This is a genomic window from Novosphingobium rhizovicinum (assembly GCF_040813635.1).
Taxonomy (GTDB): domain Bacteria; phylum Pseudomonadota; class Alphaproteobacteria; order Sphingomonadales; family Sphingomonadaceae; genus Novosphingobium; species Novosphingobium rhizovicinum.
The window spans coordinates 215,461-237,654 of sequence record NZ_JBFNXR010000052.1 but is presented as its reverse complement, the minus strand read 5'-3'; the positions used below and the strand labels follow the sequence as shown (position 1 = coordinate 237,654).

The following is a 22,194-nucleotide window of genomic DNA, read 5'->3' as shown; positions in this document are numbered from 1 at the left end:
CCGCCATGTTTGCCCTTCGTCTTCTTCTCCCACTGGCAGCCGTAATCGGCCTTGTGGGCTGTAGTGGCGGCGGGGACGAAGAAACCGCTGACTCGTCCGCTGCCGATCGGGTCGAGACCAGCGTAAGGGTGGTGCGCGCGCAAGTTGAGAGCGTGCAGTCGTGGATCTATGCGCAAGGCACCGCGCGCGCCGAGCAGCGCGAGTTCCTGACATTTCCGGGGTCGGGCCGCGTCACCTATGTCGCGCCCGGCCTGGATGTGGGTGAGCGGGTGCGACGCGGACAGCTGATCGCGCGGTTGCAACCGGACCGGGCGCAGGCGGATCTCGCCAATGCGCGTGCAGCGGTGACCGGCGCGAGGACCGACGTGGATGTGGCGCAAGCCAATCTGCGGCAGGCGCGCGCGCAGTTGGAACTCACTCGCGAAACTTTCGAGCGATACCAGATCCTGCTGCGGCAGAACTCTGCGTCCGAGCAGGAGTACGACGAAGCCGAAGCACGGCTTGCAGAGGCGCGCGCCGGAGTTGCGCAAGCCCAGGCGCGGCTTGCCGCCGCTCGGGCCCAGGTTCAGTCGGCCCAGGCCCAGGTTCAGGCGGCGCAGGTGACCGTATCTGAAACGCGGATCGTGTCGCCGATCAACGGCGTGCTGGCACGGCTCAACCTGGAGCAAGGGCGCTATTTCAGCCCGCAGATCGTGCAGACACAAAGTGAAGCGGGGGCGCTCCAGACCATTCCGGTGCTCGTCATCGACGCTTCCCGCTTCGAGATATCGGTCGACGTTCCTTCGTTCGCCGCGCGCCAGATCGAGGTCGGGAGTGAGGTGCTGATCCGGCCGAGCGACGCGCCCGCAGGTGCGCCTGTCGCCAGCGCCCGCTCCACCAATGCGCCGCCAGTGGCACCTTCCCAGTTCGAAATCCGCGGACGAGTGACCGCCGTCAGTCCGGCGCTCGATCCGGAGACTCGCACTTTCCAGGCGGAGATCCGCACCACGGCGGGGTCAGAGCTCCTGCAGGATGGTGAGTTCGTGTCGGCATGGATTCGCGGGGCGGAGGCGCCGGAGATGCTCGCGGTGCCGTTCGACGCGATCCGGTATCGCGATAATCGTCCCTTCATCTTCGTCCTGAACCCGAAGACGCGCCAGGTGGACGAGCGCGCGGTCGAACTCGGCCTTTCCGGGGCAAACAGTCGCGCGGTCGTATCCGGCCTCCGCCCAGGCGAACTGGTGGTGACGGACGGTAATAGCCAGATCAATGATGGCGACCGGGTGCGGGTGATCGGGCAGCGGCCCACACGGCCGCGGCAGTCACCATGACGCAGTCAGACGAAAGCGAAACGCAGGAGCGGCAGGAGCGCGGGGAGAGCGAAGCCGTGGCCGAGGCCAGTTCGCTCAAGCGCTTCTTCTTCCTCAAGACCACGTTCGGTATTCTGCTCGTGCTCCTGCTCTCGGTGGGTGGAGTTCTGGCCTACACGCAGCTGGTCAAGGAATCGCTGCCCGATCTGGAGATCCCGCAGGCCACGATCACGACCGAATGGCCGGGCGCCGATCCACAGACCATCGAGCAGCAGGTCACGCAGGAGATCGAGGATGAGCTGACGTCGCTCGCAGGCGTAGAGACTATCAACAGCGCATCTTTCGACAGCTATTCGATCATCTCGGTCGAGTTTCAGGCGGACGCGAACGCGCAGGACGCCTTGCAAAGATTGCGCGCCGCTGTGGACCGCGCGCAGGCAGAACTGCCGCAAGCGGCCGAGCGGCCCAGCGTGGAACAGATCTCCGTCGACGATCGGCCAATCCTGACAGTGGCGCTCCACGGCGAGGCCGATGCGGCGGCACTCAGTGCACTGGCCGAGCGGGTACAGGATCGGCTGGAGACCGTTTCCGGCGTCAACGAAGTGGAACTGGGCGGCGCGCGTGAGCAGGTCGTGCAGATCCTGCTCAATCCCGAACGGCTGCTGGCGCTTGGCCTGTCCCCGACTACGGTCCGCGATGCTGTTCAGCGCGCCAATCTTGAGCAGCCCTTTGGAGAGATACAGAGCGACCAGATCGGCGCGGTGGTACGGCTTGAAGGGCAGTTCCGCACGGTGGAAGATCTCGCAATGCTGCCGGTGGCGCGTCCGGGGCAGGGTAACAACGCCACGCCGATACGTCTCGCCGACGTCGCCACGGTGCAGCGCGCGCTGGAGAACGAGACTGCGCGGGCGTTTTACACCTCGGGAGACGGGCGGTTCGTTCCGACGATATCGGTCTCCATCAAGAAAACCCCGGGCGCGGACACGATCAAGGTTATCGACACGGTTCGGTCCGAGCTGGAGGCGATGCAGAAGACCAGCTTGTGGCCCGACAACATCGATTTTGCGGTTACGCAGAACGAGGCCACGCAGATATGGGACTCCCTGACAGGCGTGTTCAACAACGGCTGGCAGGCGATGCTGGCGGTTTTCGTGATCCTCTTCCTCGTGCTCAGCTGGCGCGAGGGGCTGATCGCCGGGCTTGCTGTCCCCGTCACGTTTTCTGGCGCCCTGCTGGTGGTGCTGCTGCTCGGCTATTCGCTCAACGAACTGGTCATCATCGGCATGGTGCTGGCGCTGGGCCTGCTGGTGGATGTCTTCATCCTGATGATGGAGGGCATGCACGAGGAGATCTACGTCAATCGCAAGAGCTTCGGCCAAGCGGCACTGGCAACGATCGACAACTACGCCATGCCTGCGTTTGCCGGGCAGCTCACCACTATTCTTGCTCTGGCGCCGCTGATGGCGATCGGTGGCGTCAGCGGCAAGTTCATCCGCGTCTTGCCCGTGACCGCGATCGCCTGCCTCACGCTTGCCTTCGTGGTGGCTCTTCTCGTGTGCGTGCCGCTGTCGCGTTACCTGCTTGGCCGGGTGGCGGACAAGGGAGCGGAGCAGCGCAAGCTCAAGGCGGACGAGTTGACGGAAAAAGGCTCGGCCTGCTTGCAGGATTTCAACAGCCGCCGGGTTCTTTCCAGTCGCAAGCACGCGTGGATCTGGGTCGGGGGGGCGCTGGCGATGTTCGCCGTGTCGCTCATCGCGATCTCGCAGACAACCCTTGAGCTCTATCCCAAGACGGATGGCGAGCGGTTGGGCATCAACATCGAGCTGCCAGCGGACACCCAACTCCCGCAGTCGCAGGAAGTGGCGGATGCCGTCGGTGCGATCCTGCGCGAGAAGCCTTACTTTGATAGCATCATCAAGCTGGTCGGCCGCAAGAGCCCGTTCGCCAGCGGCTCCGTCGCGGCTTCGCTTCAGCCATCGGAAGCAGAGAACTTCATCGGCTTTTCCGCCACTTTCACCGACGAGGGAGACCGCGACGATCCTAGCTATGTTCTGGCAGACCAGTTGCGTCAGGAGATCGGGGACTATCTGAGCGCGAACGTCGCGGGGGCGTCGCTGCTAGTCGTGCCTGAGACCGGGCAGCCGACACAGGGCGATCCGATCGAGATCACCATCTCCGGCACCGACATGGACACGCTTCGGACCATCTCCGAAGACGTGCAGGATCTGCTGGAACGCACTGAAGGCGCGGTCGACGTGCGCGATAACCTCGGGAACGTCATGGCCGAGATCGCGCTTCGGCCCCGCCGTGAGGCCGTGAACTTCTATGGCCTGGACCCTGCGGACCTTGTTGCGCAGACTCGCTTTGCCTTCGGCAATGAGCCGATTGCCAACTTTGCGACCGCCGGGCCCGAGGATGACCTGGAGATCCGCATGGGGATCGCCTGGCCCGGTCGTGAGAGCGGGCAGTCGGGCGGTCCCAAGCGGCCTGAAGAGCTGGCGCTGGTGCGAGCCTTTACGCCGCAGGGGGAGTCGGTCGCTGCGATGTCGCTGCTGGAGCCCATTCAGGACGAAGCCCCAATCTCCATCGCCCACCGCGGAGGCCAGCGCGCACTGACCGTTCTGGCGAAGAACCAGGGGCGTGCCGTGACACAGATAGCGGAGGCGATCCGGCCAAAGCTGGAGGCGATGCAGAAGCAATGGCCGGCGGGGTACACTTTCTCGATTGGCGGCGAAGCGGAGGAAACGAGCGAGACGTTCGGCTCTGCCGGCATTGCGCTGGTGATCGCGCTCATCATGGTGTTCGGCGTGCTGGTGATCGTGTTCGACAGCTTCCCTCAGGCGTTCATCATCCTGATCACAATGCCTCTGGCGCTGATCGGAACCTTCATTGGATTTTTCGCCTTCGGGATGTCGTTCTCATTCTTCGCGATGATCGGCGTGATCTCGTTGATCGGCATCGTCGCCAATGACGGGATCGTCATGGTGGACACCATGAACCGCCGACTGGCGGAGGGCTGCGACAAGCTGGAGGCCGCAGCGCGAGGATCGGCGGATCGTCTGCGGCCGATCCTGACGACCTCGGTCACAACCATCGTCGGCCTCGTGCCGCTGGCGATCGGCAATCCCATGTACCGACCGCTGTGCTTCGTCATCATCTTCGGTCTGGTTTCAGCGACGATCATGTCACTCTTCGTGATCCCCGCGCTGTTCCTGCTGCTGACCCGCAAGAAGGGCGGCGAGAAGGCGGTTCTGGACTGATGGCGAGATGCTGGCGGAGCAGGCTTGTGGCACCTCCTGCGCTTGCGTCGCTCCGTTCTCCTTTGCCGCTATGCCTTGGGCAAAGCCATTTGCACCGGGAGAGACGAAATGCCGCACCAGAGCGTAGATGTGCGCATAGAGACGGGCGCGCTTAGCAACGGGCGCTCCTGGGCACTGGCTGCCACGGTGCATGTTCCGTGCGATGCCCACGCTCGGGAGCATGTTCCGTAGCTCGTATGCCCTGCCCGGGGGCGGCTACAGCCGCCACTACTTCAACTTGCGGGAGCCGGGCTACAGCGAAGCGCACCACCACATGGATCGCGGAGTGGTCGTGGTAGCGATGGACCACTTGCGTGTCGGTGAGAGCGACATACCCGACCTCGAGGACGCTTCGCTGGAGATTGCAGCAGAAGCCAACAACGCTGTCCTGAAGCTCATTCTGGAGAGGCTGGCTGCGGGGGAATTGGGTGAGGGTCTGGCGCCGCTCCAGCCTTCCGCCATCGTGGGTGAAGGTCAGTCGATGGGCGGACATATCGCGCTTCTGATGCAGGCTAAGCACCGGAGCTTCCATGGTCTCGCGATGCTGGGCAGCAGCGCGGTTTGCACGCGGCTGCCGGCCAGGACGGCAGGCGAAGACATCTGCTTGCTCGGCAAGGACAACCCGTCAGAAGGGCTGGCCGCACTGCGGACCTTCGACAAGCGATTTGCCCTCCACTGGGAAGATGTGCCCGAGGCATATGCCAGCGCGGAGAGCGGAGCATCGTCGTCTGCCTACTGGCTCGGTGCCACTACGCCGAACGCGGGGGGCGGCCTTGTTCCCGGGCACCTTTCAGGCAAGGCGGCCACCCTCAACCTGCCCATACTCATTGGGAGGGGCAACGCGACGTATGCCAGGACCCTCTGCGCGAGGTGGCGGCCTACATGTCGTCGCGCGATGTCAGTTACTTCGTCGTTTCGCGAATGGCACACATGCACAACTTCGCAGGAACGCGGATCATCATGTGGAAGCGGCTAAGTGCTTTCACAGCACAGGTGCCTATATGCGATCGGATTGCCGATGAGGCATTTGCCCGGTACATTCCACTGTTCTCAGCGGTGGTGGAAACTCTGTTGCGCACGGACGTCGGAGCCAGATGGCTGCCGGTCTGCGCGGCTGAGGCAAGCGCATCTTCCGGCACAGCTCGCCTCGACCTTGTTCGGAAAGCGGAAGTCTAGGCAGCGGCGCGATGCAGGGAGGGCTTCGATGTAGCACCGCGGTTTAGCTCACCCGCGTCCGGAGCCGCGAAGAGGTGCGCAACCATGTCGGCTTCGACGGGAGCACTAAGGTGGAAGCCCTGCAAGTGGGTGCAGCCCGCTTCGGAGGCGGTAGCGACAAGGTGCTCTTCGGAAACACCTTCGGCTACCACCTCTGCGCCAATCTGGCGGGCCATGTTTACCGCCGCATTGAATACCGCCAGCGACGTCGTGTTGGTGTCGACATCCTCCACGAGGGAACGGTCGAGCTTGAGGCGATCGAAGTCAAACGTCTTCATCATGCAAAGGGAGGAATAGCCGGTGCCGAAATCGTCGAGGGCGATCCGGAAACCCGCTCCGCGCAGTAGCTCAAGCGTGAGTAGCGCGCGCGTGTTGCGCTCGATAGAGATCGTCTCTGTCACTTCCAGGCAGATCCGGGTCGGTTCGACCTGGTTCTTGCGACAGCACTCTAGCAGGAAGCTGACGAATCCGTCCTGCTGCAGCTGCAGCGGAGACAGGTTAAGGCTCATGGACAATCCGGCCCAACGCGAAAGGTCGGTGAGGGCGCGCTCGATGATCCAGGCGCCAAGCTGCGGCATCAGGCCAGAGCGTTCGGCGGCAGGGATGAACTTGGCGGGTGAGATATCGCCAAGTTCGTGATGCCGCCACCGTACTAGGGCTTCCACTTCATCCATGCCGCGAGCTGCTGAATAGATGGGCTGATACACCACGCGCAGTTCACCTGCGGCCAGGCCTTGCGGAAGGTCGCGCTCAAGTGCCCGGGCCAAGGCGCGCTCTTCCTCCAGCCCATCCGTGAACGCGGTGACCCGATTGCGGCCGCCCCGCTTGGATGAATAGAGGGCGAGGTCCGCGCGGTTGAGCAGCAGGTTGATGTCGTCGCCGTGTTCGTCTTGCGTTTCGATGAAGCCTGCCGAGATCGTGACTGCGATCGAGAAGCTGTCGAAGTCAAAGGGATCTCGCATGTGCGCAGCCAAGGCGCTGCACATCGCAGCTGGTGTGGTGCCTAGGGTTGGCGTGCACAAGATCGCGAACTCGTCGCCGCCAATGCGTGCCACGATCGCGTCCTCGCCCAAGAACCGGAGCACGCGTTCGCCCATAAGCCGGACCAGTGTGTCGCCCGCCGCGTGGCCGTAGTCATCATTGACGAATTTAAAGCGATCGATGTCGAATGCGACGACGACGCTGCGATTGGTTCTCTTGGTGTCGCGCAGATGCCGCATGCTGCGCTCCACGAAAGCACGGCGATTCGGAAGGCCGGTTGCCGGGTCGGTAAAGGCGAGATCGCGCACTTGCAGAGCATTGCGGCGGAAGGTCTCGAGCGACCTGGAAAGCGCGTCGAGTTCGCGCAGCTTGAATTTCTCCATGGCGAGTTCAAGTTCGCCTTGGGCAAGGCGATGCAGAGCCCCGTGCATCCGGCGCAAAGCGGGCAGGATGTTGTAAAGGACGTCGAAGAGAGCACCGAGCGCAATTGCCACGATCATCGTGCCGAGCAGGATCACTCGAGAGTGCCAATCGTGAGTTGAGCGCTCGAGTTTCGCGTAGGCTTCGTCACGTTTCAGCTGTGATTGCTCCGCCAGCCCGGCCGCGGCCGCCAGCATGGCATCAACGCGGCCTTCGCCTGCCTCCGCCGCCCCAGCCGAGTTCGTAACGGCTGCTACGACGCGGTCCAGATCGTCGAATGCGGCGCGCTCGGCACTCCAGTCAAAGCCATGAGCGCCGTCGAGCCGCAGCTTGTTCACGGTCTGGCCGATGTCCATCGCCACGTCGGTCAGCTCATCGAGCTGCGAGGGGGCGTCGGAAGCCGCGCTCTCGGCGGCACTGTGCGATAGCAAGCGGAAACGAACCACCAGCTTGAGCAACTGTGTGCTGTGCTCGGCCATGGTGATTGAGGTGCCAAGGTTCTCGCTTTCGCTGCCCAGCGCGACCGCCCGGCTTTGCGATACCGCCTGAAGAGCGACAGTCGAGGCAATGATCAGCACGAGGGCAGTAAGCAGGCGGCGCTCAAGAGAGCCGAGTATGGCGTCGCGCCCCCGCGCGAGAAGAGCTGCTACTTTCTGAAACATGTTGGCGACCCCCTTCATGCACGGCTCGGCCGTGCGGAGGTGCAAGTAGATCCAATAAGTTTATAAGATGTCACCCGTACATCAAACATCATAATGCAAATTGGTCAGAAAAATGACTCGGAACTGTAACAATTAAGAGATCGAGATATTGAGAAGATAGGTACATCATGGCGACTGCAGTTTCGCCACGCGGCCTGGTTAGCCGCCGTTTATGCCAAGGCCTGTGATCCAATCGCATTCGTTAGCGATTTTGAGGCCGCTCTCTACCCGGAACTGTCACAATATTCCGCCAAAGGCGCCCGCATCGGTCGCACGAAGTCAGACCAGATCCTGAACAGGGGGAATAATGCGTAAGTCTATCCTGGTGAGCGGCACGGCCGTCGCTCTCTGCACGTTCGCTTTCAATCCGGCCGTTGCGCAAGACTTGGCTGCGTCGCCACCGCGCACCGCATCCCAGAGCACGGCAAGTGATAACGGGCCTGCAGGTTCGGAGATCATCGTCACCGGTACCGCCCGCGCACAGCGACGTTTCGACGCCTCTTATGCCATCAACACGATCGGGCAGGATGCGATCGAGAAGATCGCCCCTGTCAACTTCGCTGACCTGATCGGTCAGTTGCCGGGCTTCCAGACAGAGATCACCGGCGGTGAGGTGCAGAACATCTACCGCATTCGCGGCTTGCCCAATGATGGCGGTTTCGTTTCCTTCCAGCAAGACGGGCTCCCGCTGTTCCATGAGAACGACGGGGTGTTCTTCCGCGGCGATGCGATCCTGAAGCAGGATCTCATGACGCAGCGCCTCGAAGTGGTGCGCGGCGGCCCGGCGCCCGTGTTCTCGAGTTACTCGGGCGCGATCATCAACACCATTACCCGCGAGGGTAGCGCGACACCCAAGGGCGCTGCACAGGTAACGCTCGGCGACACGGGGCTCTATCGCCTCGACGCCTACCAGTCCGGTCCGCTTGGCAGCGACACGTATTACGCCATCGGCGGCTTTATCCGCCATCATGACGGCTACCGTGACAATGGCTTCCCCAACGACCGTGGCGGGCAGATCCGCGCCAACATCCGGCACGACCTCAGCAACGGCTACGTCAAGCTGAGCGCGAACTACGTCAACGACAAGAACGTGTTCTACCTGCCGATCCCGATCGCCGATCCTCGCGACCCGTCGGTCAGCCTCGATCCGTACATCGACTATTTCGAAGGCACGATGAACTCGCCCGCCTTCCGCAATGTCACCATTCCGTATCGCAATGGGCAGGGGCTGACGGAAAGCCGCACGACCGACCTGGCCGACGGACGGCACATGCGCATGTTCAATGTCGGTGCGCAGTACGAAGCGGATTTCGATGGGTGGCTTGTCTCCGCGAAGGTGGGGTACACACAGGGCAAGAACCGCTTCACGGCGTTTTACTCTACCACGAACCCGGCCGATGCAGACAGCTTTGCCGCCGGCTATCTTGGCCGTGCGACGGCAGCGTTCGGACCGGTGGGCTCCTTCGGCTATACGCTCGCCGGCACCAGCACGGCCTACGATCCGGACAGCGCCTCAGGCCTCGTCATGCAGGGCCAGTACCGCGACATCGCGTCCGACTTCTATTCGGCGCAGGGCAACCTGTCCGTTGCCAAGCGGATCGAGACCGGTTTCGGCAGCCACGATCTGACTGCCGGCCTGTACGGCAGCTTCTATGGCCAGGACCGCTTCTACGCCTATCAGAACTACCTGATCGAGGTTGCGGGCACGCCGCGCACGCTCGATCTGGTCGCCTATAACCCTGCTGGAACAGAGATCGGCCGCGTTACCGACAACGGCGTGCTGAACTATGCCGCCACGCTTAATCAGGGCGATTCCGATGGCTCGATGTTCGCCATCTACGCGAATGACACATGGGAGATCGTCGATGGCCTGCGCATCGATGCCGGTATCCGGCACGAGCGCTATGACTATCAAGGATGGGGCGCCCTGACCGAGCAGGTCAATCTTGGCGATGCCACGACCCTGGCCGATGACGCCACGCGCGGCTTCACCGGCGTGATCGTCAACCGCGACCTCAAGACCGAAGCGACCAACTGGACGGTCGGCGCCAATTACGATTTCAGCAACAGTGTCGGCATGTATGCCCGGGCCTCGCACCTGGAGACACCGCCCAACGTCCAGTCGGCGATGGATGTGAACCCCAATCCGGTCTACATCACCACCATTGCGGACCAGTACGAAGTGGGCCTGAAGCTGGCGAGCGGCCGTTCCTATCTTTATGCCACCGGCTTCTATTCCAACTTCGATCCGCTAAATGCCTCGTTCCTGGCGTTCGACCCGACCACAGGGCGCAACGATGTCAACGTGCCCTTCATCGGAGAGGCGCAGATTTTGGGCGTCGAGTTCGATGGCGCCTTGGCGGTGACCCCCTGGTTCACGCTGAATGGTGCGCTGACGATCAGCGATCCCAAGTACAAGAACTTCGCCAGCGCGACGGGTGCTGACCCCGAGCAAGTAGAAGGAAACCAGATCGTTCGCCAGCCGAAGGTCTACGGCAACATTCGTCCGTCCTTCGACTTTGTCACCGGCGAAACGGAAGTGTCGGTCTATGGTCGCTATACCTACATGGGCAAACGCTATGTTGATCTTTACAACAACACCGCTTTGCCCGCCTATGGCACGGTGGGCGCCGGGGTCACGCTGAACCGGGGCCCCTGGAAGCTGCAGGTGGTTGGCGACAACCTGTTCAACGAAAAGGGGCTGACCGAAGGCAACACCCGCACGGACTCGCTGGCGGGGCAGGGCAGCGCGGAGGCGATCTACGGCCGTCCGATCTTCGGCCGCAACTTCCGCCTGGTGCTGGGCTTCGACTGGTGAGCAGAAAGTGGGTTGTAATGCAGGCAGCGGTTCTCACCGCTGCCTGTGCCATCCCTTGCGTAGCGGCTCCGTCAGCCGTGGCGCAAGCGGTGCAACCGGCCCCCGTGGCGGATGCGGCCTTGGACGCCCTTTCTCAGCGACTGTTCCCGCTGCTCACGGCACTGGGACGCGATCAGGATGGCATGACTGGGCTGATGCACCGGTCCGCAGTGCGTGACCTGATGTCCGCGCGCTCCGAGCGGCTTACCGCCTGCCAGCAGGAGCCGGGCTGCGTGGCGCAAGCGCTGATCTGGCAGGACCCTGAGATAGAGGCTCTTGCCAGCGCCTTGCCGACGGGGCTCCCGGCTTTCGACGATGGCATATCCGCGCAAGCACGACGTGAACTGGAAGGCATCAACGTCATCTTGCGCACTTACGGTCTGGGCCAAGCGCCCAGCTATGCCGCGATTGACGGCGCGGGCACCATCAGCCCGACTGAACGCCGCACCTGGCTGCAGGCAGCGGCGTGGATGTCGCAAATGCCGCGCCTTGGTTCGGTTCAGCCGCTCGATATGTCGCAGGAGTTCGCGCTGGCTCTGCTCGACGGGAGCACCCGCACCGATGCGGTCGGCTTCCTTCCGCTGAACAGCGGCCTGAACGCCGCCGCCTTTGCTCGCGCTCGACAGACCAACTGGGATGATTTTCGCTACAGTGCACTGATCGTCACCGGGATCGGCCCGGAACTGGACGAAATGCCGCTCAGCCCCGGCGGCAAATACCACCTGCGATTAGCGGCCCAGCAGTTCGCGCGCGGCGAGGCGGCTTTCATCATCGTGTCCGGCGGCCGCGCGCATCCGTTCGCAACTCCCTTTGCAGAGGCGGTGGAGATGCGCGCCGCGCTGATCGACCGCTACGGCATCCCGGCCGATCGCATCGTGATCGAACCGCACGCGCGGCACACAACCACCAACATGCGCAACGCGGCCCGGCTGCTGATGGCCATGGAGGCACCGCTGACGCAGAACACTCTGGTCGTCTGCAATCCGGTGCAGAGCGCCAATATCGGCAGCCACGCATTCGTCGCCCGCAACGAACGGGAACTGGGCTACCAGCCCGGCAGCGCCGGCAGCCGGATAAGCCCCACCGCCCTCGAATGGCGTCCCGCCGCCATTTCTGCCCGGATCGATCCTCGCGATCCGCTGGACCCGTAAGAACAGGATCTCACATGCGCCATATTCTCGCCGCCGCCGCCGGGCTTGCCCTCTTGGTTCCTCACGCCGCTCTTGCCTGGGGAGAGCGAGGCCATGCGGTCATCGACACGGCCGCGATCGAGGCCATACCCGATGACGGCCCGGTCTTCCTGAAGAAGTATGCCGACTATATCGCTGCTTCGGCCTCTCAGCCGGACAGTTGGCGCGGCAATGCCGAGGGCTTTTCCAAGATCATCGAGGATCCCAATCATGGCTGGTTTCGCGAACAGTTCACCTTCCTGAAACCGATCCCGCGCAGCCGCTACGAATTCGTGCTGGCGCTGTATGATCGTCATCAGCAGATCAAGGACAGTGATCCCCAGACAGCCGCCCGCACCAATGTGCGCTGGACAGGCACTCTGCCCTATGCCGCGATGGAAGCCTATGACCGCATCGTCGTGTGCATGCGACAAGTGCGCAAACTTGCCTCGCAAGGACGCGATCCGAAGTTCGCCGAGCAGAACTGCGCCTTCGATGTGGCGCGTCTCGGCCACTATATCGGCGACGGTGCGAACCCGATGCACAACTCCATCCACTCGGACGGCTGGCGCGGAGACAATCCCGAAGGCTTCACGACGGATCGGAGCGTCCACGGCCGGTTCGAAAGCCAATTTGTCGACAAGATCGGACTGACCGCCGCCGACATCCTCCCACGGATGGGCGCTCCTGCACGCCAGAGGGGCGACATGTTCGACCTTGTGCTCGCTTACCTCGAAGAATCCGGCGACAAGGTTGCGGCGGTCTACCGGCTGGAACAGCGCGACGGCTTTGCCGATGCCGCCGACCGCGACGTTCGCGAGATGGTCTATGAGCGCGCCGCGGCTGGAGCCGCGATGCTGCGCGACATGCTGTGCCGCGCCTGGGTGGAAAGCGCCAATCCGCCAGCTGACGTAAAGCCCGCGCCGCTCGACTTCGACAATCCAGCTTTCAACTCAGCGACCGGCTCCGCGCCGGCCGCGCCGCGCTGAGCGGGATGGGACCGTACCAAACCATCGCGCGTGTGGCGGAGCAAAAGTTTCGCGGAACGACGGTTGCCGGGCGCGCGGGTTCGGCTATCCTTGTGGCGTTCGTTTGGCCCGCAGCCGATCGGACGGTGAGGAGGCCGGCTGCGTCCGGTAAGGAGCCAACATGAACGATCAGGTCCGGGACTTTGAAGCGCACGATTTCTTCCGCAGCGATCGGTGGGTCGCCAATCCCTATCCCTATTTCGACTACCTGCGCGAGCAGTCTCCGGTTTTTCGTGAGCCGCACAACGGTATCGTGATGGTCACCGGCTACGCGGAGGCGCTTGAGATCTACAACGATCCAGAGCGCTTCTCCTCCTGCATGTCTACGACCGGGCCATTCGCGGGCTGCCCGATCCCGCTGGACGAGCACCGCAACGAGGACATATCCGAGCTGATCGAGACATGGCGCGACAAGACGCCGTTTCACGATCAGCTTCCGACCATGGACCCGCCGACCCATACCGCTCATCGCTCTTTGCTGATGTCGCTGATCACGCCGCGACGCCTCAAGGAGAACGAGGAGTTCATGTGGAAGCTGGCCGATGAGCAGATCGACACCTTCATTGCCGATGGCGAATGCGAGTTCATGAACGCGTTCGCCCAGCCTTTCGCGGTGCTCGTCGTCTCGGACCTGCTCGGCGTACCTCCCGAGGACCGGGTCGAGTTTCGCAAGCACCTGATCCGGGTCGAACAGGAAAGCGGCGGCGCGGTGGTCGGCGGCACCGACGGCGAAGTGACGCATGGACCGTTGGAATTCCTCTACGAGAAGTTCTCGGGGTATATCGAGGAGCGCCGACGCAACCCCCGGGAGGACGTCCTCACCGGGCTGGCCAAGGCCACGTTCCCCGACGGTTCGGTGCCTGAACCCATGGATGTCGCCAGGATTGCCGCCAACGTGTTCGCCGCCGGGCAGGAAACCACAGTGCGGCTGCTGAGCTACGCCTTCCAGTTGCTTGGCGACCGCCCTGACATCCAGAAGCGCCTGCGCGAGGACCGCAGCCTCATCCCCAACTTCGTGGAAGAGTGCATGCGGACCGAGGGGCCGGTCAAGGGCGACTTCCGCCTGACCAAGAGGCCGACCACCGTTGGGGGCATCGACGTTCCGGCGGGCACCTTCCTGTTCATCGCCAACGGCGCCGCCAACCGCGATGCCCGCAAGTTCGAGAACCCCGCCGAGTTCCAGCTAGAGCGGAAGAACGCGCGCCTCCACGTGGGCTTCGGCGCCGGCCGCCATGCCTGCCCCGGCGCTCCGCTGGCCCGTGCGGAAACGGTTGTTGCGCTCAACCGCATGCTTGACCGCACCACCGATATCCGCATTTCCGAGAAGGTGCACGGCCCCGCCGGAGCTCGACGCTACAGCTACCTGCCGACCTTCATCCTTCGCGGTTTGACGCACATCGGTCTCGAATTCGATCCGGTCGAGGCAGGTTGACCATGAAGGTCCACGTCAATCCGGACATATGCGCCGGTTTCGGGATCTGCACGGGGATCGCTCCAGAGGTGTTCGAGCTCCATGAGGACGGCTACGCCACCGTGCTGGTGAGTGAGGTAGGGCCGGAAGACGAGGATATGATGCGCCGGGCAGCCAGTCAGTGCCCGGCGCAAGCCATTTCCCTTAGTGAAGATTCCTCCGGCTGAGCGGGGCAGCAGGAAACTGTTTCGGGCCGATTAAAGCGCGGCGCGTCTGATTTGTCGGTGGAAGTGCATGACGACGCAGCAATTCGTTCACCAGCGAGAGCTTCGGCTACTCGCGTGAGGGCGGCTTGACCCGGACAGCCGCCCTCAGGCACCTTATGACCGTGCCGGCGTTTGCCCTTTTATGATCAGCCGCGACAGTTCACCTGAAGAATCGCTCACGCATGGTGATGAGCGTGAGCGCCTTGCTCAGATGTTCGAGCAGGCGCCAAGCCTGATGGCCCTGCTGCGTGAACCGAACCACCGCATCGTCCTTGCCAATCAAGCCTTTCAGCGCCTTTTCGGCGAAACATCCTCTGTCGGCCGCATCGCAGCCGAGGTGCTTCCGCGCGAGCTTTCCGCAGCGGCGGTGAGACGGCTGGACGAGGCCTATCGAACCGGCGAGCCGATCCGGCTTGAAGGTGCGCGGCTTCCAGTCGGGTCCAGCGCGCCAGGCACGAGCGAGGAGCGCATTCTGGACCTGATCCTTCAACCCATCAAGGATCCGGGCGGCGATGTGATCGGTGTCTTCATCGAGGGTTCGGATGTCACCGAACGGGTGCTCGCAGAAAGCCGCCTCCAGAGCAGCTTCGAGATCAGGACGGTCGGCATCATCTACTGGGGCGCGAACTTCCGCTTGACTCAGGTGAACGACGCATTCCTGCGGATGAGTGGCTTCACGCGTGACGAAGCCATTGGCCTCACCTGGCAGGAGCTTACGCCCAGAGAGTTCTGGCCCGCGTCCGAGAAAGCCGTTGATCAGGTGAACACGTTTGGCGAGGCTATCCCGTACGAGAAGCAGTACTTCCGCAAAGATGGGAGCCGGTGGTGGGGGCTGTTCGCTCCTCGGCGGGTCAGCCCGGAAGAGGTGGTCGAATTCGTCCTTGAGGTGACTGAACGACGCGAGGCGGAGGAAGCTCTCCGCGATCGTGAGCAGAAGCTGCGGCTGATCATCGATTCCGCCACCGACTACGCGATTATGACACTTGCGCCTGATCGGCGCATCGCGACTTGGTCCCCTGGGGCCCAGAAGACTTTTGGCTACGAACAGTCAGAGGTCGTGGGCCAGCTGGTCGACATCCTCTTCACGCCAGAGGATCGGAAGGCAGGCGTTCCCGCAAAAGAGGCCGAGGCGGCAAGGCAGGCGCAGGTCGCCGATGACGTGCGCTGGCACATGCGCAAAAACGGCAGCAGCGTTTTCATCAACGGCTCCTCGCACCTTTTGAAGGGCGCGCCGGGCGAGGAGATCGGCTTCCTGAAGATCGGCCGGGATGAGTCCGACCGAAGGCTAGCCGAGGTAGCGCTCTGCGAAGCGGAAGAGCGCTATCGATTGGCTGCGCGGGCAAGCCAGGACGTGATCTGGGACTGGAACCTCGAAACGGATCACCTCAGCTGGAACGAGGCGGTGGAGACGCTCTTCGCCTATGCCACGGATGAGATAGAGCAGACTAGCGAGTGGTGGAAGAGCAAGGTCCACCCTGAGGATCGCGACCGCGTGCTCCATGGTCTTGAGCGCGCAATCGCCGACGGGGAAGAAGGGTGGACAGCGCGATACCGGTTCGCACGCAAGAACGGCACTTACGCCGAGGTGCTCGACCGCGGCACTGTGCTGCGGGATGAAAGGGGGCGAGCGCGTCGGATGGTCGGCGCTATCCACGATCTCACACCGCACAGGCAGGCGGAAGCTGCGCTGCGTCAACTGAACGAGACGCTGGAGCAGCGCGTGCTGGAGGAGGTCTCCGCTCGCATGAAGATCGAAGATGCGCTGCGCCAGAGCCAGAAGCTGGAGGCCATCGGCCAGCTTACCGGCGGCGTGGCTCACGACTTCAACAATCTGCTGACCGTGATCCGCGGCGCGGCCGAGATGCTGCGCCGGCCCAGCCTTCCTGAGGAGAAGCGGTCGCGGTACATCGAAGCCATCTCCGATACGGCCGACCGGGCGGCGAAGCTCACGAGCCAGCTGCTGGCCTTCTCGCGGAGGCAGACACTCAAGCCGGAGGTGTTCGACGTCGGCCAGCGCATCGAGCGTATCCGCGACATGCTGGCGACTGTCGTCGGCAGCCGGGTGAACCTTGTGATGCAAACAGATTGCGAGGTCTGCTATGTCGAAGCGGACACCAGCCAGTTCGAAACCGCCCTCGTGAACATGGCGGTGAATGCGCGCGACGCCATGAACGAGGTGGGCGAACTTACGATCGAGGTCGAGCCAACGAACAGCGTCCCACCGGTTCGCGGTCATTCGGCGAGCCCTGGCGAGTTCGTGGCCGTGCGCATCTCTGATACGGGTTCCGGAATTGAGGCAGACAAGCTCGCCCAGATCTTTGAGCCGTTCTTCACCACCAAGGACGTCGGCAAAGGTACGGGGCTGGGGCTCAGCCAGGTCTACGGCTTCGCCAAGCAGTCCGGGGGTGAGGTCGCGGTGCAGAGCGACGTCGGGGAGGGAACAACATTTACCATGTTCCTCCCGCGTGTCCCGGCCCAGTTCGGGGAAGACACGGCTGCTCAGCCAGCCGAGGAAGCGAATGGAAGAGGTGACATTCTCGTCGTTGAGGACAATGAGCAGGTCGGAGCATTTTCCACCGATCTGCTCGCTGAGCTCGGTTTTACCACCACCTGGGCGCCGAATGCAGATGCCGCCCTGCAGTTCATCGCTGACAGTCCCCGGCACTATGCTGCCGTTTTCTCGGACGTGGTGATGCCAGGTATGAGCGGGATCGAACTTGGCTTGGAGATCCGCCGCCGCGAGCCCGGACTGCCTGTCATTCTGACCAGCGGGTATAGCCATGTGCTCGCGCAGGAAGGAAGCCACGGGTTCGAGCTGCTGCAAAAACCTTATTCGATCGAGGATCTTACGCGAGTCCTGCGGCGCGCCATTCTCGATCGGGCGAAGTCCGCCTGAGTGCAACCTGCGCTTTTTCGCAGGCGGGGCGCGAAGCGCGCAGTTCGTTTCGGCCAGATCGTATCGGCCAAATCGTATCGGAACGTGTGACCTGTGCACCGCATGCAGTTCATCGGCATGAGAATGCCGCTCATCGGCTCGCATCGTTGCTTGTCGACGTGAGCCGCGCGGTAGTCGACCTCGAGATGCGGGCCCCCCATCGGTGCGGCACAAGAGGGTCATCGAGCCGCTCGGAACTCTTCTCAGGTGGCTCACTCAAAGGAGTAAGTACGATGATGAAGACCGCACTTTTCGCTGCCGCCGCCGCTCTCGCGACTGTCGCCACCGCCGCTCCCGTGATGGCCAAGGATGTGCTGGTCCATTACGGCGATCTCGACCTCACCAGCGCCAAGGATCAGAAGACTCTCGCCCGCCGCATTGATCGCGCCGCCCGTAAGGCCTGCAATGTCGAGCATGGCCGCCTGCCCAGCGCTGATGTCATGAAGTGCTACCGCGAGGCGCACGCGGCTGGCCGTACGCAGATGGCTTCCGTGATCGATGATGTCCGCCTGGGTGGCTGAGTTCGAAGTGCGGGGATGAACGCTTGCGAGGGCCGGCATCGCGAAGTTCAGATAGAATGATTCGGAATTCTCCAGCACGTCCGCATGACCAACCGCAGGCGAGCGCATCCCGGCGGGAACAAGCCGTTCATGTATGCGGTTGATCGCTGGCAAGGAGAACAAGATGGACGTCGCAACTACCGCACTTGCAGAACGCATCGCACGTGCACTGGCTGGCCTCGATCACAGCGCAAACGCAGAGGGCGTTGAAGCGTCCGCGTCAATCAGTGTCGACGAGACCTGGCATGCTTACATGGAGCAGGCGGACGCAGTTCTTCGCACTATGCGAGAGCCGTCAGAGGCGATGGCCCGTGCCGGCGATGCCGGTGTCTGGGCAGCGATGATCGAAGCGGCTATCGAAGAGAGCGAAACGCTCTGACGGCACATTCCGTCCCAAGGACCGCGTGCGCAGAGCCGACGAATGACTGCGTGTGGAACCAATCCCGGCGCGCGCTATTCTGCTTGGATGACTGGCCGGATTGCAACGATGGCCGCGGCACTGCTTTGTCTCAGTGGCTGCGGAGAGGCTCAAGGACCTTCACCTGAGTATCGGCCGGAGGAGGCGGGCACAGTAGACCATGCTCTATGTCTGCTCGGCTTTACGGCTATCCCCGTCCAGGAAGTCTCGACCGGTCATCACCTGATCGAGGCCACCATAAACGGCACGCGTGGCAGCTTCGTTCTGGACACCGGCGCGAACGTCACCGCTATCGACAGCAGCCGTAGTCAGGAGTTCGGCTTGTCCGGAAACGGCGGGCTGGCTGGGGCTGCCGCCGCAGTAAAGTCTGCGGGCGGAAGGTCTGCAAGGCTGGCGCAGGTCGACAGCTTCCAACTCGGACTGCTCGAGATCAGTCAGGACCGCGTCGTGATTGCGGACATGGGCCGCCTCCTTGGTCAACTCAGCCGCGTCGGCGGAGAGGACGTCGCGGGGATCGTCGGGCAAGACGTGCTGAAGGAGCATCGGGCGATCATCGATGTCCCGCGTCCCATGCTGTATTTGCTGGAGACTGGCAGCACGCCATCTCCGGTGGCTGCGGGAGAGTGTGAGCAGGGTCAGACGCGGTAAAGCGTCGCCTGACCTTTTCCTCTGGAGATTTCTCAGACGGCAGGAGTGCAATCGAAGCTCTGCATGCGGTTCACCCGCGCGGAATTGACCCGCTATATGCGAGCTATATGCGAAAGCCCTGAATCGCTCTCGATTTGCAACGCAGCATGCGCCTAATCGCGTGTCCCACACGGCGCCCCGATGGTCGGGGAAAGCCATCCAAGGGGCACGTTGATGAAGTTGGTTCTTCCGGCCACAGCGATCGCATTGTTCGCGTGGCCTCTCGCCGTTCAAGCACAATCGATTGTAGAGGATGGGTCCTCGGGAGAGGCTGTAGCACCCGCGATCACGGTCAGTGGTTCTGCAACGCTCACTTCTGACTACCGTTTTCGCGGTGTCTCGCAATCCGATCAGAACATGGCCGTTCAAGGCGGCTTCACCGTCGGGCACGAGAGCGGTTTCTATGTCGGCGCCTGGGCGTCCAACCTGGCAGGTTGGGGGACCTTCGGCGGCGCGAACATGGAGCTGGACCTGATCGGCGGGTTCAGAGCGCCGCTTTCGCAAACCGCGACTCTGGACATCGGCTTGACCTGGTACATGTATCCGGGCGGCGCGGACAACACCGACTTTGCGGAGTCTTTCATCAAGCTGACGGGCATCGCCGGCCTAGCAACGCTGACGGCCGGTGCCGCTTACGCGCCCGAGCAGCAGGCGCTCGGCAAGTGGTACAACACTGGTGCCGATGCGGTCCGGGGGGTGTACAACGCCCCGGGCGTAAAGGATGACAACCTCTATCTGTGGGGAGATGCCGCGGCGGCGATCCCCGGTACTCCCATCGCTGCGAAGGCGCATATCGGCCACAGCTGGGGACAGGGCGGTCTGGCGCCCAACGCCACGGCCATCGCCCCTACAGGCAAGTACTGGGATTGGTCACTCGGCGCGGATGTGACGTGGAGGAACCTGACCCTCAACCTCTCCTATGTCGATACCGACATTTCCACTCGAGAGGCGAGATACCTGCGGCCCAGCTTCAGCGAGGGTCAGGACGGCACCGGAAACATCGCCGGAAGCACGCTGGTCGCATCTCTCACTGCCGCGTTCTGAGGGGGGGGCACCATGCAGGACCTGCTTTGGATGGCCGTTATGGCCGGGCTGTTCGCGGCCACGCTCGCCTACGTTCGCCTGTGCGACAATGCGTGAGGTGACGCCATGACACTCGATTTGTGGCTGACTGCGCTGACCGCGCTCGGCCTTCTTGCCTATCTCGTGGCGGTGCTGATCCGCCCCGAACGCTTCTGAGGGGACGGCATCATGACATTTGAGGGCTGGATTCTCATCCTGGGCTACGTGGCCATACTGCTCGCGCTGGCCAAACCGGTAGGCCTGTGGCTTTTCGCGCTTTACGAAGGGCGTCGGACGCCGCTTCATTACGTGCTCGGACCGGTCGAGCGCGGCTTCTACAAGCTCGCCGGCATCAACCCCGACGAAGAGCAGAGCTGGCGGCGCTACGCCGTGCACATGCTGCTGTTCAACTTCGCCTTGATGGCATTTACCTATGCCGTTCTTCGGCTGCAGGGGCTACTTCCCCTCAATGGCCTGGGATACGGCGCGGTTGGACCCGATGGCGCGTTCAACACCGCGATCAGTTTCACCACCAACACGAACTGGCAGTGGTATTCCGGCGAAGCAACGCTGTCGAACCTTAGCCAGATGCTGGGTCTGACCATCCAGAACTTCCTGTCGGCTGCGACCGGAATCGCGCTCGCCTTTGCTCTGTTTCGAGGTTTCGCACGGCGCGAGATGAAGTTGCTCGGAAACTTCTGGGCGGATGTGACCCGCATCACCCTTTATTTGCTGCTGCCCATCTGCATTGTCTACGCGCTCTTCCTGATCGCTTCCGGCGTGCCGCAAACTCTTGCCGCGTCCGTGGACATCAACACGATTGAAGGGGCCCGGCAGACGCTGGCGCTTGGCCCGGTGGCCAGCCAGGAAGCGATCAAGATGCTGGGCACCAACGGCGGGGGCTTCTTCAACGCCAACAGCGCCCATCCGTTCGAGAACCCCACCGCGCTCACCAACTTCGTCCAGATGCTGTCGATCTTCGTCATCGGCTTCGGGCTTACCTGGTGTTTTGGCAAAGCCGTGGGCAATACGCGTCAGGGCTGGGCCATCCTGGCTGCGATGCTGGTGCTGTTCTTCGCGGGGGTGACCGTCACCTACTGGCAAGAGGCGGCAGGCAACCCGATCGTGCAAGAGCTTGGCGCCTCGGGCGGCAACATGGAAGGCAAGGAAGTGCGCTTCGGCATTGCCGCCAGCGTCTTGTTCTCGGTTGTCACCACCGCCGCGTCGTGCGGTGCCGTCAACGCCATGCACGACAGCTTCACCGCGCTGGGCGGCATGATTCCGCTGTTCAACATGCAATTGGGTGAGATCGTCATCGGGGGCGTGGGTGCCGGCATCTACGGCTTCCTGCTGTTCGCCATTCTTGCGGTGTTCGTCGCCGGGCTGATGGTGGGGCGCACCCCCGAATACGTCGGCAAGAAGGTAGAGGCGAAGGAAGTGAAGCTGGCGGTGCTGGCGATTGCCATCCTGCCGCTCTGCATCCTGGTGTTCACCGCTATCAGCGCGGTTCTTCCGAGCGGCCTTGCAGGGCCTCTCAACCAAGGGCCGCATGGCTTCTCGGAGATCCTCTACGCCTATAGCTCGGCGACGGGCAACAATGGCTCGGCTTTTGCTGGTCTTAGCGCGGGGACGCCCTTCTACAACGGTCTGCTGGGCACTGCGATGTGGCTGGGGCGGTTCTTCGTGATCGTGCCGATGCTGGCTATCGCCGGCAGCCTGGCCGCCAAGAAGTACACGCCCGAGAGTGCAGGCTCTTTCCCGACGACGGGCGCCCTGTGGGTGGGGCTCCTGGTGGGCATCATCCTGATCCTGGGCGGCCTCACCTTCCTGCCGAGCCTCGCGCTCGGTCCTATCGCCGATCATCTTGCGATGATCCGCGGCCAATTGTTCTGATCG

The 22,194-nt window shown here is 62.9% G+C and carries 16 protein-coding genes; 15 read left to right on the top strand and 1 reads right to left on the bottom strand.

Translation table 11 applies throughout. The annotated features are described in order from the left end of the window. Nucleotides 1-5 precede the first annotated feature (5 nt). The 3 genes from ABUH87_RS15320 (at nucleotide 6) to ABUH87_RS15310 (ending at nucleotide 5,564) form a co-directional block, all read left to right on the top strand. Complete coding sequence (locus ABUH87_RS15320; RefSeq protein WP_367774965.1) at nucleotides 6-1,310, top strand: efflux RND transporter periplasmic adaptor subunit; 1,305 nt, start codon at nucleotides 6-8, stop codon at nucleotides 1,308-1,310. Then, nucleotides 1,307-4,549 carry an efflux RND transporter permease subunit gene (locus tag ABUH87_RS15315; protein WP_367774964.1) on the top strand — a complete coding sequence of 1,081 codons (3,243 nt, stop codon included), beginning with the start codon at nucleotides 1,307-1,309 and terminating at the stop codon, nucleotides 4,547-4,549. Before ABUH87_RS15320 ends, ABUH87_RS15315 begins: the two co-directional genes overlap by 4 nt. 220 nt (nucleotides 4,550-4,769) lie before the next feature. Beyond that, on the top strand, nucleotides 4,770-5,564 hold the full coding sequence (locus ABUH87_RS15310; RefSeq protein WP_367774963.1) for an alpha/beta fold hydrolase: 795 nt from the start codon (nucleotides 4,770-4,772) through the stop codon (nucleotides 5,562-5,564). A 196-nt stretch (nucleotides 5,565-5,760) separates the two neighbouring features. Here the strand turns inward: ABUH87_RS15310 and ABUH87_RS15305 are convergent, their stop codons facing one another. After that, on the bottom strand, nucleotides 5,761-7,866 hold the full coding sequence (locus tag ABUH87_RS15305; RefSeq protein ID WP_367774962.1) for a putative bifunctional diguanylate cyclase/phosphodiesterase: 2,106 nt from the start codon (nucleotides 7,864-7,866) through the stop codon (nucleotides 5,761-5,763). Between the two features lie 346 nt (nucleotides 7,867-8,212). Here ABUH87_RS15305 and ABUH87_RS15300 point away from each other — a divergent pair, with 346 nt between their 5' ends. The 12 genes from ABUH87_RS15300 (at nucleotide 8,213) to kdpA (ending at nucleotide 22,191) form a co-directional block, all read left to right on the top strand. Then, entirely contained in the window at nucleotides 8,213-10,723 is a 2,511-nt protein-coding gene (locus tag ABUH87_RS15300; protein WP_367774960.1) for a TonB-dependent receptor, read from the top strand. A 17-nt stretch (nucleotides 10,724-10,740) separates the two neighbouring features. Beyond that, nucleotides 10,741-11,913, top strand: a complete 1,173-nt coding sequence (locus ABUH87_RS15295; protein WP_367774959.1) for a YdcF family protein — start codon at nucleotides 10,741-10,743, stop codon at nucleotides 11,911-11,913. A 14-nt stretch (nucleotides 11,914-11,927) separates the two neighbouring features. Then, nucleotides 11,928-12,920, top strand: coding sequence for a phospholipase C/P1 nuclease family protein (locus ABUH87_RS15290; RefSeq protein ID WP_367774958.1), 993 nt, complete (start codon nucleotides 11,928-11,930; stop codon nucleotides 12,918-12,920). Nucleotides 12,921-13,080: 160 nt separating this feature from the next. Beyond that, the gene (locus tag ABUH87_RS15285) at nucleotides 13,081-14,391 is read left to right on the top strand and encodes a cytochrome P450 (RefSeq protein WP_367774957.1); all 1,311 of its coding nucleotides are present in this window, start codon (nucleotides 13,081-13,083) and stop codon (nucleotides 14,389-14,391) included. Between the two features lie 2 nt (nucleotides 14,392-14,393). Next, on the top strand, nucleotides 14,394-14,597 hold the full coding sequence (locus tag ABUH87_RS15280; RefSeq protein WP_367774956.1) for a ferredoxin: 204 nt from the start codon (nucleotides 14,394-14,396) through the stop codon (nucleotides 14,595-14,597). A 181-nt stretch (nucleotides 14,598-14,778) separates the two neighbouring features. After that, the gene (locus ABUH87_RS15275; RefSeq protein ID WP_367774955.1) at nucleotides 14,779-17,532 is read left to right on the top strand and encodes a PAS domain-containing hybrid sensor histidine kinase/response regulator; all 2,754 of its coding nucleotides are present in this window, start codon (nucleotides 14,779-14,781) and stop codon (nucleotides 17,530-17,532) included. Nucleotides 17,533-17,804: 272 nt separating this feature from the next. Continuing rightward, nucleotides 17,805-18,092, top strand: a complete 288-nt coding sequence (locus ABUH87_RS15270; RefSeq protein WP_367774954.1) for a UrcA family protein — start codon at nucleotides 17,805-17,807, stop codon at nucleotides 18,090-18,092. A 163-nt stretch (nucleotides 18,093-18,255) separates the two neighbouring features. Further along, nucleotides 18,256-18,510 (top strand): hypothetical protein, encoded by a 255-nt coding sequence (locus ABUH87_RS15265; RefSeq protein ID WP_367774953.1) that lies wholly within the window; start codon nucleotides 18,256-18,258, stop codon nucleotides 18,508-18,510. 108 nt (nucleotides 18,511-18,618) lie between these two features. Further along, nucleotides 18,619-19,197 (top strand): aspartyl protease family protein, encoded by a 579-nt coding sequence (locus ABUH87_RS15260; RefSeq protein WP_367774952.1) that lies wholly within the window; start codon nucleotides 18,619-18,621, stop codon nucleotides 19,195-19,197. A gap of 213 nt (nucleotides 19,198-19,410) precedes the next feature. After that, entirely contained in the window at nucleotides 19,411-20,280 is an 870-nt protein-coding gene (locus ABUH87_RS15255; protein WP_367774951.1) for a TorF family putative porin, read from the top strand. Nucleotides 20,281-20,385: 105 nt separating this feature from the next. Next, entirely contained in the window at nucleotides 20,386-20,475 is a 90-nt protein-coding gene (gene kdpF / locus ABUH87_RS15250; RefSeq protein WP_367774950.1) for a K(+)-transporting ATPase subunit F, read from the top strand. Between the two features lie 12 nt (nucleotides 20,476-20,487). Continuing rightward, nucleotides 20,488-22,191 carry a potassium-transporting ATPase subunit KdpA gene (gene kdpA / locus ABUH87_RS15245; RefSeq protein WP_367774949.1) on the top strand — a complete coding sequence of 568 codons (1,704 nt, stop codon included), beginning with the start codon at nucleotides 20,488-20,490 and terminating at the stop codon, nucleotides 22,189-22,191. The last annotated feature ends 3 nt before the right edge of the window (nucleotides 22,192-22,194 follow it).

Bases quoted from the DNA above. Each gene is read 5' to 3' on its own strand.
- ABUH87_RS15305 (WP_367774962.1), bottom strand. From the start codon at position 7,866: ATGTTTCAGAAAGTAGCAGCTCTTCTCGCGCGGGGGCGCGACGCCATA.
- ABUH87_RS15270 (WP_367774954.1), top strand. From the start codon at position 17,805: ATGATGAAGACCGCACTTTTCGCTGCCGCCGCCGCTCTCGCGACTGTC.
- ABUH87_RS15310 (WP_367774963.1), top strand. From the start codon at position 4,770: ATGTTCCGTAGCTCGTATGCCCTGCCCGGGGGCGGCTACAGCCGCCAC.
- kdpF (WP_367774950.1), top strand. From the start codon at position 20,386: ATGACACTCGATTTGTGGCTGACTGCGCTGACCGCGCTCGGCCTTCTT.
- ABUH87_RS15285 (WP_367774957.1), top strand. From the start codon at position 13,081: ATGAACGATCAGGTCCGGGACTTTGAAGCGCACGATTTCTTCCGCAGC.
- kdpA (WP_367774949.1), top strand. From the start codon at position 20,488: ATGACATTTGAGGGCTGGATTCTCATCCTGGGCTACGTGGCCATACTG.
- ABUH87_RS15260 (WP_367774952.1), top strand. From the start codon at position 18,619: ATGGCCGCGGCACTGCTTTGTCTCAGTGGCTGCGGAGAGGCTCAAGGA.
- ABUH87_RS15295 (WP_367774959.1), top strand. From the start codon at position 10,741: ATGCAGGCAGCGGTTCTCACCGCTGCCTGTGCCATCCCTTGCGTAGCG.
- ABUH87_RS15275 (WP_367774955.1), top strand. From the start codon at position 14,779: ATGATCAGCCGCGACAGTTCACCTGAAGAATCGCTCACGCATGGTGAT.
- ABUH87_RS15255 (WP_367774951.1), top strand. From the start codon at position 19,411: ATGAAGTTGGTTCTTCCGGCCACAGCGATCGCATTGTTCGCGTGGCCT.
- ABUH87_RS15265 (WP_367774953.1), top strand. From the start codon at position 18,256: ATGGACGTCGCAACTACCGCACTTGCAGAACGCATCGCACGTGCACTG.
- ABUH87_RS15315 (WP_367774964.1), top strand. From the start codon at position 1,307: ATGACGCAGTCAGACGAAAGCGAAACGCAGGAGCGGCAGGAGCGCGGG.
- ABUH87_RS15320 (WP_367774965.1), top strand. From the start codon at position 6: ATGTTTGCCCTTCGTCTTCTTCTCCCACTGGCAGCCGTAATCGGCCTT.
- ABUH87_RS15300 (WP_367774960.1), top strand. From the start codon at position 8,213: ATGCGTAAGTCTATCCTGGTGAGCGGCACGGCCGTCGCTCTCTGCACG.
- ABUH87_RS15280 (WP_367774956.1), top strand. From the start codon at position 14,394: ATGAAGGTCCACGTCAATCCGGACATATGCGCCGGTTTCGGGATCTGC.
- ABUH87_RS15290 (WP_367774958.1), top strand. From the start codon at position 11,928: ATGCGCCATATTCTCGCCGCCGCCGCCGGGCTTGCCCTCTTGGTTCCT.